13 protein-coding genes and 1 pseudogene are annotated in these 14,182 nt (G+C 40.6%); 4 read left to right on the forward strand and 10 right to left on the reverse strand.

Annotated features, from left to right (window positions below; translation table 11 throughout):
* Positions 1-630, forward strand: a 630-nt coding sequence (locus tag VB620_RS10525) for an RNA-guided endonuclease InsQ/TnpB family protein (protein ID WP_323196101.1), incomplete at its 5' end; no start/stop codon positions are given.
* A 46-nt stretch (positions 631-676) separates the two neighbouring features.
* Here the strand turns inward: VB620_RS10525 and VB620_RS10530 are convergent.
* The 4 genes from VB620_RS10530 to VB620_RS10545 form a co-directional block, all read right to left on the reverse strand.
* On the reverse strand, positions 677-1,483 hold the full coding sequence (locus VB620_RS10530) for an inositol monophosphatase family protein (protein WP_323196102.1): 807 nt from the start codon (positions 1,481-1,483) through the stop codon (positions 677-679).
* A 40-nt stretch (positions 1,484-1,523) separates the two neighbouring features.
* Positions 1,524-2,990 carry a BCD family MFS transporter gene (locus VB620_RS10535; protein WP_323196103.1) on the reverse strand — a complete coding sequence of 489 codons (1,467 nt, stop codon included), beginning with the start codon at positions 2,988-2,990 and terminating at the stop codon, positions 1,524-1,526.
* Between the two features lie 415 nt (positions 2,991-3,405).
* Positions 3,406-4,236 (reverse strand): monofunctional biosynthetic peptidoglycan transglycosylase, encoded by an 831-nt coding sequence (gene mtgA, locus VB620_RS10540; RefSeq protein ID WP_323196104.1) that lies wholly within the window; start codon positions 4,234-4,236, stop codon positions 3,406-3,408.
* Positions 4,237-4,262: 26 nt separating this feature from the next.
* On the reverse strand, positions 4,263-4,940 hold the full coding sequence (locus VB620_RS10545; protein ID WP_323196105.1) for an N-acetylmuramoyl-L-alanine amidase: 678 nt from the start codon (positions 4,938-4,940) through the stop codon (positions 4,263-4,265).
* Positions 4,941-5,148: 208 nt separating this feature from the next.
* Between VB620_RS10545 and VB620_RS10550 the strand changes: the two are divergent.
* Positions 5,149-5,256 (forward strand): annotated as a pseudogene (locus VB620_RS10550) (aldo/keto reductase); the annotation flags it as partial.
* A 172-nt stretch (positions 5,257-5,428) separates the two neighbouring features.
* On the opposite strand, the gene VB620_RS10555 reads toward VB620_RS10550, so the two are convergent.
* The 6 genes from VB620_RS10555 to VB620_RS10580 form a co-directional block, all read right to left on the reverse strand.
* Positions 5,429-6,166 (reverse strand): hypothetical protein, encoded by a 738-nt coding sequence (locus tag VB620_RS10555; protein ID WP_323196106.1) that lies wholly within the window; start codon positions 6,164-6,166, stop codon positions 5,429-5,431.
* A gap of 169 nt (positions 6,167-6,335) precedes the next feature.
* Positions 6,336-6,584: a hypothetical protein gene (locus tag VB620_RS10560; RefSeq protein ID WP_323196107.1), complete on the reverse strand. Its 249-nt coding sequence runs from the start codon at positions 6,582-6,584 to the stop codon at positions 6,336-6,338.
* A 229-nt stretch (positions 6,585-6,813) separates the two neighbouring features.
* Positions 6,814-9,105 carry a 1,4-alpha-glucan branching enzyme gene (glgB, locus tag VB620_RS10565; RefSeq protein WP_323196108.1) on the reverse strand — a complete coding sequence of 764 codons (2,292 nt, stop codon included), beginning with the start codon at positions 9,103-9,105 and terminating at the stop codon, positions 6,814-6,816.
* Between the two features lie 178 nt (positions 9,106-9,283).
* On the reverse strand, positions 9,284-9,607 hold the full coding sequence (locus tag VB620_RS10570; RefSeq protein WP_323196109.1) for a hypothetical protein: 324 nt from the start codon (positions 9,605-9,607) through the stop codon (positions 9,284-9,286).
* A 20-nt stretch (positions 9,608-9,627) separates the two neighbouring features.
* A complete protein-coding gene (locus VB620_RS10575) occupies positions 9,628-10,296 on the reverse strand; it encodes a glutathione S-transferase family protein (RefSeq protein WP_323196110.1) in 669 nt (222 codons plus the stop codon).
* 373 nt (positions 10,297-10,669) lie between these two features.
* Entirely contained in the window at positions 10,670-10,840 is a 171-nt protein-coding gene (locus VB620_RS10580; RefSeq protein ID WP_323196111.1) for a hypothetical protein, read from the reverse strand.
* Between the two features lie 598 nt (positions 10,841-11,438).
* Between VB620_RS10580 and VB620_RS10585 the strand changes: the two genes are divergently transcribed.
* Both VB620_RS10585 and VB620_RS10590 read left to right on the forward strand, forming a co-directional pair.
* Positions 11,439-12,122, forward strand: a complete 684-nt coding sequence (locus VB620_RS10585; RefSeq protein WP_323196112.1) for a hypothetical protein — start codon at positions 11,439-11,441, stop codon at positions 12,120-12,122.
* A gap of 86 nt (positions 12,123-12,208) precedes the next feature.
* Positions 12,209-14,056, forward strand: a complete 1,848-nt coding sequence (locus VB620_RS10590) for a peptidoglycan D,D-transpeptidase FtsI family protein (RefSeq protein WP_323196113.1) — start codon at positions 12,209-12,211, stop codon at positions 14,054-14,056.
* Positions 14,057-14,182: the final 126 nt, after the last annotated feature.

Raw genomic sequence — 14,182 nt, forward strand, 5'->3', positions numbered from 1 at the left:
TTAGAACCAAAAATTAAATCAACGACTGGTAAAATAGCGGGGTTTGACTTTGGACTCAAAACATTTTTAACTTGCTCCGATGGAACTTTAATTAGCTCACCTCAATTCCTGAAACAGTCTCTAAATGGTATCAAAAGAGCTAGTAATAACCACTCCAAAAAGATAAAAAGGTCAAATAATCGTGAACGAGCTAGGAAGAACTTAGTTCGTAAACATGAAGATGTTTGTAACCGTAGACGTGATTGGTTTTGGAAATTAGCTCATCAATTGACAAACAAGTTTGATATTTTATGTTTTGAAAACTTAAACCTCAAAGGTATGCAACGTCTTTGGGGTAGAAAAATATCGGACTTAGCTTTTGGAGAATTTATACAAATATTAGAATGGGTAGCCAAAAAGAAAAATAAACAAGTTATTTTTGTAGATAAGTGGTATCCATCTAGTAAAACTTGTTCTCATTGTGGGCATATTTTAGAAAATCTAGATTTATCTGTTAGACAATGGCGTTGTCCATCTTGTCAGTCAATTAATAGCCGGGATGAAAACGCTGCTAAAAATATTCAAATGGTTGGGGCATCAACCATTGGGTTAGGTGATGTTAGACTGGCTACGTCAGCAATTGCTGTTTGACCCCAGAATCCCCACGCCTTTAGGCTGGGGAGTATGTCAATTTTAGTTAAATTTTTAAATGTTTGAGAAATGGGGTAAATACGGGTGTGATTTCCGAGCGACTCGCAACTAAAGTGGGGAAAGAGCGATCGCTATAATCTTCCCCTGGTGACAACGGAAAGGGCTGATCTTTGAGAGATGTCCAACTACCACCCGCAGCCTGTACAATCACCCAAGCCCCGGCGATGTCCCAAACCTTTGGTGTAGCTTCAATTCCACCCAGTGTAGCCCCAGTCGCAACTGTGAGAAAATTATAACTAGCTACCCCCAGCATCCGCATTTTGCAGGGAAATCCTGTTTGAATTACGGAAGTGCTACGGGAACAGAAGTTAAAAAAGTGATTGTTACTGGGAGCATCACTACTGGTATGGATGGGGTGATGATTGAGAAAAGCCCCTGATGGTGTAGTTAATCCCGATGAACCAGGCCAGAAACCGTGAAAAGTTTGACCTAGTGGGGGAACGTAAACATAGCCAAAAATTGGTGTCCCTTTATATAGCAGTCCCAGAGAAATTGACCAGATGGGCAGACCTCTAGTAAAGTTGGTCGTCCCATCCAAAGGGTCGATGACCCAGCACCATTCTGTACCGGGAAAAACTTTGTCGTTTTCTTCGCTTAAAATGCCATGATCAGGAAAACTAGAGGCGATCGCATCACAAATTTCCTGATCTGCCCATTTATCAGCTTGGGTGACTAAACTACCGTCAGCTTTTTGGGAAGCTTGCACTTTGCCAAAATCTTGCATCAGTTGCTTTCCCACTCTAGTAGTGGTGGTTTCAGCAAAACTGAGAATTGTTGTCCAAAAATCATTCATCAATTAATTCTCGCCCAAAACCGTTCCTGAGCCAAGATACTTAGTCTAAATCACTTTCTAAAACAGCTGCGATCGCCTGTTTAGCATTGGTTTGAAATTCCCTGACGTTAACTCGGTTCAGGAACACCACAGCCAAAAGCATTCCCAGTGCTTCAATCACAAACACTAAACCATAAGCCATGACTGCTTGTGAAAAAATCCCTTTACCCACATCCAACACCGCACCACCAGTTATCGTAGCCACACCCCGCGAAATTGCCTGTGCTAAACCCCAAGCGCCAATAAATGTTCCAGCCGTTTCTGCTGCGGTTAAATCTAGCATTAAGCTAATCGCCCCGGTTGTAGTGACACCAGATGTCAGACCATAACAAAATAAAGCACCTTTAAACAGTTGTTGATTAGCAGTAAAACCGGATAAAATTACCAATACAAAGGAAAATGCCACCAAAAAACAGCCCAACTTAGCGGTTTTTTGTTTACCTATGCGTGGCACAACTAAGAATCCAGTGCCAACCATACCAATCAGCGTCCCGATTCCAGAATAAGCATTGAGTATAGTTGTTTCCGCCACAGACATTCCAAAAACTTCACCGCCATAAGGTTCAATCACAGGCTCTTGCATGAACAAACTGATGGTGAGAACTAATAAAAAGCTAAAAAATAGACCCGTTTGGCGACTAGCTGTGAGAACTTTCAAGGCTGTCCGCAGAGTAATTTTATCTTCTCTTGCGATCGCCGTTGAGCGCAAGCCATAACGCGAATATTTTTGCTCCACCTTGTATGTAGATAATAAAGATAATCCAAAAACCACGACTGGGAGAATGAAAAATAAGCGGTTAATGGAATTTTGTAATGCTGCTAACTTTTCGGGTTGACTGTAAAGAGATGTTAGCGTAGCGTCTAAGACTTCTGACTCTGGTGCTGCTGGTAATAATACGGAACTAATGATTGCACCGATGATAATGCCTACTATTAACATTGACCAGACGACACCAACTAATTGAGAGCGATTGTCTTCATCGGAAACATCCACTAACAAAGCAGCGAAAGGAGTAGAACTAGAACTCAATGCCAATCCATAGAAGGCGAAAATCCCTGCTAGCAAAGCCACCCAACCATAAGTTTGTAATGTCCAACCCTGGGTATAAAAACTAGCTCCTAATTGCCATGTTGCTTGTACGGCTAAAAAGGATGTGGTCACAAATGCAGCCGCACCGACACAAACATAACCAGTGCGATGATGTCCTAAAAATGGTTTTGCATCAGACATTTGACCAAACCACAGTCTGGCTGGTGCGACTAATTGATACATCGCTATGGTTCCGGCTACTAAAGTCGCTGGAAGTGCTAATTCCTTAATCATGATTCGATTCAGGACTCCGAGAGTCAGAAGTGACATGATCCCTAATCCCATCTGAAATAAACCTAACCGAAACATCGTCAGGATATTGATTTTCGGTATAGCCTGGGAGTCTGTTTCAGAATCAAATATTTCGCCGTTTGCCATCACTATTTTTGCATAAGGGTTACAAACTCTAGAGTCTCATAAACTATGGAATAAAATTGTTTACTAGAGTTTCAGATATGGGGCGATCGCCATCTATAGGACTACTATTTGATTATTGAACAAACACGTAGGGTGTGTTAGCGGTAGCGTAACGCACCAAAGCCTTAATAACGGTGCGTTACGGATTTCATCCTAACGCTACAATACTTATTTTTTTCAGAAATCAAATATGATTCCTATTGCTGTATCATTAATATTTAACAATTAGTAAAATTATTTAGGTAATCAAAGACATGGAAAATATATTAAATCAATACTGTAAACAATTGATGAAATTAGAGATATTTATCATTCACAAAGCTTCTACGGTCATTGAACCCTCTTAATTTGACTGAGATAGCTTTACAACTTTCCTCTAAATCAGCGAGAACTGAAGTGCTTCTAACCCCGTCAATTTCATTTTCGTCATAATCAATGCCTGGGACTGAAGTACACTTGGTGACGGCGCATCTATTCTATAGATAATAGGGTTGGGAAGAACTGCTGCCATTAAAGCAGCTTCCTCCGCAGAAATCGCAATTACGCTTTTATTATAAAAATACTGAGATGCTGCTTTAACCCCAAAAATTGTATGATCGAACTGAATAATATTCAAATATATTTCGATAATTCTTTTTTTTGTTAGAAAACCTTCTATGACGAGGGTAATTCCAAGTTCTATTAGCTTCCGAATATAGGATCTTGCTGGCCAGAGAAATAGGTTTTTGACTAACTGTTGAGTTATAGTGCTTCCACCTCGTAGAGGTTTTCCTGCCTTATTGTTTTTGTAGGCTCCATAAATACTAATAGGATCAAAACCAATGTGCCAGGCAAACAAAGGATCTTCTGCAACAAAAATAGCTAAAACTAAATCCTTAGAGATATGATCGTAATCAATCCAATCCAAGTGAATTTGTCTCTGCATCTGCATACTTCTTTGCAGCATAAATGCACTGATTGGAGGATTGACCCATTGTAGTAGTATTATCGGGATAGTAAACATCATTAAAATTATACCGAACATCTGAAAAAAAGGAGGTATTGGAATTATCCCAATGATGATCGCACATAATAACAATACACTTATTTTGGCAGCAATTCGGTACAATTTACTGCAAAACCAAACTAAAAATCCCAAAGGTGTATTTGGAATTCTTGAAGGCATACACGCCCATTCAGGAATCCAGTTTTCTCTCGTTAATTTCATTGATGAATACTATTATTTAAACTACTTTATTTGTGCAGTACATGACTTATAAAATCTTTCATAGGAAATGCCGGACCGGGATCTATTTTTCTATCGGGAGCAATATCGTCATGACCCAGAATACCTTTAAAGGTGTATTCACTATGTAATGCTACAGCAACTTTGATTGAACTCGAAATTTGTTCTTTTGTGTACGTATGCCATCCTGTCGCTATGGACTCGTTCTTATGAATTAGAATATCCACTTCATTATCAGGTATAAGTTTTCCTTCCCAACTTCGCCAAGTTCCGTCATCTTGCCGTTCTAACTTTCCAGCATTTTCAAGCTCAACCCCAATAGAGTATCTATTCAGAGATTCTAATTCGCCCCACTTACTTTGACCTGCGTGCCAAGCCATTCTGTTAAATGGAACCATCTGGCATATTCTTCCATCACGCCCAATCACAAGATGGGAAGAAACTTTTGCTCTACGCTGGGAAAACCACTTGACTGTGTTATCAAAAGACGTATTAGCTGTATAGTGCATAACTAAATAAAATGGCTCGAGGATTCCGGACTTATTCGGTGTTCTGATGAAATCTACAGGTTTCCCATTTTCGCCGTGTAGTATGTGCTTTTTGACAACCATAATTGTTTTTTTAGCTTCACAACTATATGTACTTTTCTTGGCTTGGATTCCTAAAAATGTAATAATTTTTTTCATGATTATTTACTAGATATATTAATTAATCTCCGTCCAATTCTTAAACGGGTCTTAATACCCATACCAGAAAACGGCGAAGCTAAAAATGCCCCTATGCACTGTTAGGGAGTCTCAATTATCAGAATTAGCATAAATGATCTGTCAAATCCTACTCTCACGTTTATGTGTAGCGTTAAACTATAAAAGTAAAGAAATGTAAATAAAATAAATATTCAACGTAAAAAATATCATATTAGGACAAAATAGACCAAGTGTTACATCCCTGCGTATTGGTACTTGGGCTTGGGGTGATAAGCTTTTGTGGAATTATGGCGATCGCATTGACATCCTTTAACGCCTAACCGTTGTTGATGTAAGAGGTGTGAGATAAACAGTGTGTGATCTTAAGTTTCAGAGATGGCAATCTCTAGATTAAAATTTCCGTATACGGATCAGGGCTGGGTGACCTAAAGCTGAAGTTTTGTTTCCAGGAGATTTACTAATCAATATTAAATGAGAATAGAATCCTGTACAAATTCTAATGATGATTCTGAATCCCACATCCTTTTTCCAGCAGAAGTGAGATTTTCATAACTGATTTCAGTTAAACAAACTAATTCATCTCCTTGTCGATAACCGGGATTTTTTTGGGCAAAAAATTGGATATGGGGTTTAGTCCGTCTTCCTGCGGGGATTTCAATTAACCCCTCGCGGAGAATTTGGGGATGCTGGAAATCTACGATCCCAGTAGCTTCTTGGTATAATTTACCATAATATTCCCTTGCCAAACTCGCCATCAGATAACTCACATCACTAGGTGTTGTGACATCATAACGGGGATAGAAATCTTGCCAAAAGGTGGGGAGAAAACGATAAGTCCGAAACCCAGAACAAATTAGCAGCCAGTATAGTTTATTTTCACTATATTGTTGACGCAGAAAATTGACGGCAGCAATCCAACTACGTGGTAGGCTGATACTCGACCACGCACTAGGATCAACGATAGTGTCACCTGAATAGATCACACTAATTTGTTGTCCCGATACAGTCTTGTCACATAACATCAAAGTGGAAAAACCTTTGAGGACATTTGTTTGATCTCGCAATAATAAGACCCAGTTTTTACGCTCTAGATCAATATTAAATCCTTCCCAGGAAACACCTTGAAAGTGATTTTGCAGTAGCGCATACATGACTGTGCGATCGCTTGACTGCAACTTCTCCACAGGAACCAGTAAACTCTTCATTATTCATCAATTACCTAAATTTTATTGATAAGATATTTCTAATTAAGAATTTATAAAACAGGGCTTACGCACAAGTGACGGAATAACTCACCACAGAGACACAGAGTACACAGAGAAATCAGGGTTTGAGAGATATTTTGCGTAAGTCCTGATAAAATAGGATAGTCAATTACAATCCAGAAGAATTTAGAACGTTCATCACAGAATTAATAAATTTTTCACCCCAAATGCTCGATAGTAACCCACACACAATAATTAATAGTGATGCCATAGATACTTGAAATAAGTTGACATCGGTAGATGAGCCATACAAAATAGGAATGCTCACCACAAAAATACCCAGAGCAGCACCACCAATAAACTTGTAAATAGCTTTGATAGTCAGAACTCGTTTAGAACCATTCTCTTCAATAGTCATAGTCAGATCCTTTTATTTTGTTAACTCATTCCTAGATGAAAACAAATCTTTTGGTTCTTATATCTTAATGTAGAGATGCTACATAATTGCTAAACGCGGTTTGAGGCTACCCAGTGTGAATCTGTATCCTATTTTTGCAATACGTGGATAAACAAATCCATCGGTTTTTATTGTTGTTGACGAGTCATAAAATTTAACCCTCCCCGAAGAAAAGGGAGGGTAAGAGATATTATTTCATCACTTCGGCTGTCTTCTGTTTATCCAACTTCAGCATCAATACACCTAAAGGTGGTAGACATAAATCCAATGAATAAGGGCGATTGTGCAACGACCAATCATCTGTCCATTTACCACCTAAGTTGCCCATATTACTGCCGCCATAAGGACGGGCATCACTATTAAACAACTCGGTGTAAAACCCTGCTTGCGGTACACCAATGCGGTAGTGAGAATGGGGTTGGGGTGTGAAGTTACAAACCACGACTACAAAATCATCAGAATCCTTGTCATAACGGACAAAGGAAACCACACTATGACGATTGTCGCTGCAATCAATCCACTCAAACCCATCCTCAGCGAAATCCTGGGTATATAAAGCTGGTTCAGAACGATAGAGACAGTTGATGTCCTGGAAAAATTGCTTTAATTGTTGGTGGTCGTCATACTGCAATAATTGCCATTCCAGGTCTGCCCAAACATTCCACTCACTCCATTGTCCAAACTCCATGCTCATAAACATGGTTTTCTTGCCTGGGTGAGCAAACATATAGCTAAATAAACAACGCACATTTGCTAACTTCTGCCATGTATCACCGGGCATTTTACCGATGATGTTGCTCTTACCATGTACCACCTCATCGTGGGACAAAGCTAGCATGAAGTTCTCACTGTGGTTGTACCACATACTAAAGGTAATATTATTTTGATGGAATTGGCGGAACCACGGGTCCATGCTGAAGTAGTCCAGCATATCGTGCATCCAGCCCATGTTCCACTTTAAGTTAAATCCTAAACCGCCTGTGTAGGTAGGCCAAGATACCATCGGCCAGGAAGTGGATTCTTCGGCAATTGAGAGAACACCAGGAAAATAACTGAAAAGATGATGATTTACCTGACGCAGAAAATCTGCTGCTTCTAAGTTTTCTCGTCCACCATATTCGTTAACTAACCATTCTCCTGGTTCGCGGCAATAGTCAAGATAAAGCATGGAGGCGACAGCATCAACCCGAATCCCATCAATATGATACTTGTCAAACCAGAAGAGGGCATTTGCAACCAGGAAATTCCTGACTTCGTGACGATTGTAGTTGAAAACTAGAGTACCCCATTCTTTATGTTCACCTTTGCGGGGATCGGAATGCTCATAAAGGTGAGTACCATCGAAGAAGGCTAAACCATGACCATCTTTAGGAAAGTGACCGGGAACCCAATCGACAATTACGCCAATATCATTAGCGTGACATTGGTCAACAAAATACATGAAATCTTCAGCGCTGCCAAACCTTGAGGTAGGGGCATAGTATCCTGTTACTTGATAACCCCAAGACCCATCAAAGGGGTGTTCGGCGATGGGTAGTAGTTCTAAATGGGTGTATCCCAATTCTTTGACATAGGGAATTAGTCGGTCTGCTAGTTCTCTGTAGGTGAGGAATCGTGCGCCTGGTTTGAGTTCGGAAACTACAACTACGGGTTCTGTCTCACCATTTGGTAATGTAGCTGGTTCAGAACTGGAGGCGTGTAACCAAGAGCCTAAATGCACTTCGTATACTGATACTGGTTGGGTAAGAGGGTCTGTTTGACGACGCTTTTCCATCCAGTTTTGGTCAGACCAAGTATAGGCGTTTAAATCAGTGACAATGGATGCTGTTTTGGGACGGGGTTCTTGCTGGAAACCGTAGGGATCGGTTTTTTCGTAAATATGTCCTTCAAAGTTTTTAATTTCATATTTGTAATGCTCTCCTACGCCGATTTCCGGGATGAATAATTCCCAAATCCCGGTGGGGCCTTTTCTCATCTGGTGTTTACGTCCGTCCCAGAGGTTGAAATCTCCTAGTAGGGAAACGTTACGCGCATTGGGGGCCCAAACGGCAAAATAAACGCCTTTTACACCGTTGATTTCTGTGGGATGCGCTCCCATTTTTTCGTATATGCGGTGATGATTGCCTTCGGAGAACAAATGTAAGTCAAAGTCTGTCAAGTTGGGGGAACGGAAGGCGTAGGGGTCATAAGTTACACGCTCATGCTCACCTTCTTTGATGCGTAATTGGTAGTTTGTCAGTTCTGCTATTTCAATTGTGCATTCAAAGAAATGCGGATGATGTACTGGCTGCATTGGGTATTCCTGACGTTGCTCAGGAAGAACTACCGATGCTGCACTCGCATTTGGTAGGTAGGCTCGTACAGCCCAAACTTTTTTACCATTTTGTTCTATGCAATGAGAACCTAGTATTTCAAAGGGATCGTGATGCTGATTCCCGACTATACGGTTAACCTGTTCTGCAACAATTGTGGTCATGGACATGAAGCTACCTACGTCTCAATAAATTAATTGAATGATGTACTCCCATTGCTGACTATGTAGAGTACAGTCTGCATGGTCTTACTAGCAGTAAATATTATTGTTTACATTTATTTGTAATTTCGTCGCTACCGTTATCCTACATCAGAATGGGGACTGGGAAGGTGTAATAATTGTTTTGCTAAATGTCTAGGAAGGGAAAAATTTGTAGTAAGGCTTTACGTAGTTTTATGAGGTAAATAGTTTCCCGGATACTGGTACTCAGTTTGGGTGGAGGACTGATTTGTATTTGTTCTTGTAATTCTGCGTATTCAGCAGCATTTAGGGATTTACCATCTATTGGCGATCGCGCGTCTATAATAATTTCTGTCCGTAATATTTCTTCTGGTATATCTTCTGGTGGTGGTAATGCTATTACACTCTGTCCCCAACTGCTAGCTAAGGACACCAAGATAGTAGTAATAACAGTTAAAATTCCCAAAAATATGGTCTGGTTTGGCTTCATTTTCCCTACTCCCCATTGCTTCACAATCCCGGCGGTAATGGCTCATAACATAGTTGATGGACTTGTATAATTCGTTCAAATAACCAGGGATATTCTTGACGATAATGGGGAATGAGTGATAGAGGACTCAGTAAGGCGGCGGCGGTTAGGTCTGCTACACTTAGGCGATCGCCAACTAAATAATCACGTTTTCGCCACCGAATAGATAACTCATCAAATGCAATAGCTAGTCTCTTCTGAGCTAATTCTACACTAGCCTGGTTGATGCCATATTGTTGACGCACCACTGAGATTACTGTCTGGCTCAAAAGTGAAGGGTCAATTTGCTTACCTTCCCCAGCCCGAAACTGATAATATACAAACCTTGTAGCTGTACCAATGCTTTCATCTAACCAATCCTCTAGCATCCAGGCTTCTGTTTGCTGTTCATGATCAGGTAGAAATAAACATGGTTCTGTTTGGTAAGTTTCTAGAAATTTAAAAATTTCCGTAGAATCCGCGATCGCATTCCGTTCACCCTCTATTTCCGGTAACAAAACGGGCAAAGTCTTTAAACCAGTCAGGGGCTTAACTCGGAAAATATGCAAACCAGGAGTGAGATTTTCAATTTTATATTTAATTTGCTTATAGCCTAGTCCCAGGCGAGCTTTGCGACAATAATGGGATGTACTAAATTGCAGTAGCAACATAAAATCATCTTCTGTAAAAATTAAGGTAGATTTTATACGCTTAACTACTAAATCTTCAAAAGAAAAACTTTTAATTAACAATTAAAACAGGAGTCAGACTTACGCAAGAGTCAGAAATTACTAACCACAGAAGCCGCAGAGAATACTGTGGAATAAGAGTTTCAGAGTGTTCCTGCGTAAGTCCTCAAAAGGACACTTGCTCCCAGATGGAACCGTATATACCAGTGTCCTTTCTTTCCGCTCTTAATCACAGACTTTACTGCACTTAAACAGAAAGTTTTATATGCTTTTTCACAACATAATTAACTAACTTTGTGTAGTAAATTACACTATTAAGAGCTTTTTTCTGAAACCAGATTTCTCCAACAGAAATTTATGGAGTGCTTTCAGGTGCAGGATCAGGGGTAGCAGCACCGTCAGAAGGCTCACCAGGTGCAGGAGGTGCCTCTGGAGTTGCATCAGGCTGAGGAGCAGGTTCACAGGCTCCCAGAACCGCAGCCATCCCTAACATCAGAATAAAACCAAAGATTTTTGTTTTCATCATAAACTCCTCTTTCACCAAATAATGGCGATAAAAAAATTCGCCTGTTGAATAAGATAACCTATTTATTGCTAATTTTTGAAATGCTTTGTACTGAGATTTCCCAAAGTAATACTTTAGGTTGATTTTTTGGGTTTTAGTGATGATGTAGTCAACTAATTAATCTATGTAATTAAGGATTACAGTAACCGGACAGGTAAATCTACATTCACCAAGTTGGTAGATAACCAGATAACCAAGACCTGAAATTAAAAATTACTGATTTTCCTCATACAACACTCTGTAAATATTATAACCAGCAGAAATAAATAAAAAGCTGATGCTATCAGATTTTTGCCTTTTGGTGAAAGAGGGGTAATAGGGTCTTGCCCCTTGCTGCCTTGTGTTGCCATACTTTAAATACAATACAACTCAGAGATTTTGAAACTCTCCCCTTGAGAAAACACACGGAGATGATTAGTTCAACATTCGTGCAACCCCCTATGGTAAGAGTTCAAAAGGTGTAGTGTGTTTGGTGTACTGTTGACGCAGAACACGATTCTCACCTTAGCCAAAACAGACAAATGATATAACGTCAAGTATTTTCGATCTAAAAACATTTATGGTTGTTGTTCGTAAATCAGCTATTGCTCAGACAGGTAATTGGTTCCAGCGAAACTCTACCTCATCTAATAGGCGACGGCGCTCCCCGTCTCTAGATTCAAAAATCGAGACTGCATCTACAGATCAGGCCTTACCAGTACCCTCAAAAAAACAACGACGTTCTCCAAAAAAAATGTCCCTTTCTGTGACCGGAGGATTATCAGAAGTTACTAAAGCTTCAGTTCCCCAGGTTAAAAGTCAATCAAATAGAAAAACCTCTAAAAATCAGCAAGCAGGCGAAGGCAGTCTACCTGTAATGACTACGGCCGCCGCTCAACCTTTTTGGTTAGTCCGGTTGTATACCTCACATCGTTATTCCTCAGTTGTCACGTTTTTATTAGTCACAGCAACTCTATGTGTCTATGGTTTGACAGTATATTCTCAAGAAAAATGGGGACAGGGATATAACAGGCTCCAAAATCTACAGGTTGAGGAACGGCAGTTAACCACAACCAACGCCACCCTCAAGAATAAAATGGCGGAGGAAGCAGAACAGGAAGCGACGGGGCTAATTTCACCAACACCAGCTAGGACAATTTTTCTTCCCCCTGCATCTGCAACTGATAGTGCTGATGTTACACAACCTAGAACCCTAGCAAATCCCGTAACGCCCCCAAATACTCCCTCGCCACTAGGATATTAGAGCGACAGTGATCCCAAAACCCTTACTGTAGGGAACTCAGACTCCTGGCGATAACTGATAACTGATTGTTAATACTAAGCAGGTCTATGCAGAAGTCACCAAGTAAATTTAAATTGCGAAATTTTCGGAATCCAGTCTGGAGGAGGACAAACAATACTTCTCCTTTCCGGTTTATGCAGAGGTTCCGCTTTACTTCTCATACTCAAGATCAGGTAACAAATCCTAAATCCCGAGTATTCGTGGTCTGGGGGATATTAATGGCCGCAAGCTTGGGATTAGCTTTTAATTTGTATCGTTTACAGATTCTTCAGGGAGCAAAGCTCACCGAGAGAGCGCGAAACCGGCAAATGGTCAATTTACGGCCTTTCGTTCCCCGTCGTTTAGTGGTAGATCGTCGTAACGATGTCTTAGCTATTGATCGCCCGGTATATACCTTGTATGTTCATCCTAAGCTGTTTAACAAGTCTTCTGAAGAAACGGCAGAGAGACTGTCTCCTATTTTGGATAAAACTCCGGCTGAGTTGGTAAAAACTTTTAAGAGTCGTGAGAGTGGCATTACACTGGCTTCGGCATTACCAGAAGTTAATGCTGACCGGGTGAAAGAATTGCGCTTAAATGGTTTAGAATTGATTCAAAAATATTCCCGATATTACCCCCAAAAGAATGTGGTGGCTGATGTCGTTGGTTATGTAAATGTTGACAGGCTCGGTCAGGCTGGTGTGGAATACAGTCAAGAGAACTTGCTAGAACGTTCTGTGCAGCAAGTCAAGTTGAGTCGGTCGGGTAATGGGAGACTTCTACCAAATCATGCGCCGGAAGGATTTTTAAATTTTGATGATCTCCGACTGAAATTAACTATTGATAGCCGGTTACAAAGGGTCGCCCGGACTGCTTTACAAAAACAGATGGAGAAGTTTCAGGCTAAACGGGGAGCGGTAATTGTCATGGATGCCTCAAATGGTGCTTTATTAGCTCTGACTTCTTATCCTAATTATGATCCCAATGAATACTCCAGTGCTGATATTTCCCTATTTAGAAACTGGACAGTGGCTGATCTTTATGAGCCGGGATCGACTTTTAAGCCTTTGAATGTAGCGATCGCTCTAGAAAATGGCGTAATTAAAGCAGATGATACATTTAATGACTCCGGTTCTATTCAGATAGGTGAAGACACCATTAGAAATGCTAGTCATAGAGGTAATGGCAACATCAGCATTGCCCAAATTCTCCAAACTTCTAGCAACATCGGCATGGTGCAGATAATTCAAAAGATCCAACCAACAGTCTATTACAACTGGCTGCAACGCTTGGGATTAGGTCAAAATATTGAGACAGACTTACCTTTTGGAGTCAGTGGACAGCTAAAAAGTCAAAAAGAATTTCTCGCTTCCCCCATTGAAGCCGCAACTACATCCTTTGGACAAGGTTTCTCTTTAACACCGTTACAGTTGGTACAAATGCATGGTGCTTTAGCCAATGGCGGCAAATTAGTTACACCTCATGTCGTCCAAGGGTTAGTGGATACCAAAGGGCAGATGCATTATTCGCCCAATCTTCCCGCAGCACGTCAAATTTTCTCAGCAGCTACAACCCAAAAGGTAGTAGAAATGATGGAAACTGTTGTATCAGAAGGTACTGGCAGCCCTGCCCAAATTCCCGGTTATCGCATTGCTGGTAAAACAGGCACATCTCAAAAAGCTAGTCCGAATGGGGGCTATATCCCAAATGCACGTATTACTAGTTTTGTGAGTATCTTACCAGTAGAATCTCCCCGCTATGTAGTTTTTGCAGTAGCCGATGAGCCAAAAGGTGCTGATGCTTACGGTTCTACTGTCGCCGCCCCAATTGTCAAAGCCGTGATGGAAGCATTGATTCCCCTAGAAGGTATTCCCCCCAGTCAGGAAATTAAACCGGACTCTCCAGCAAAACAGTAAATTATATTAGGGAACAGGGAAGAGATTCTACTTTTTGTGACATATTTCACTTTTTTCCCTCCACCTACTTAAATATATTCAGGATTGCCAAAAATTAAATTCTTATGTGTCTAGGTAGCTATCCGC

Origin of the sequence: Nodularia harveyana UHCC-0300 (assembly GCF_034931085.1) — a bacterium.
In the GTDB taxonomy this organism is placed as follows: Bacteria; Cyanobacteriota; Cyanobacteriia; order Cyanobacteriales; family Nostocaceae; genus Nodularia; species Nodularia harveyana.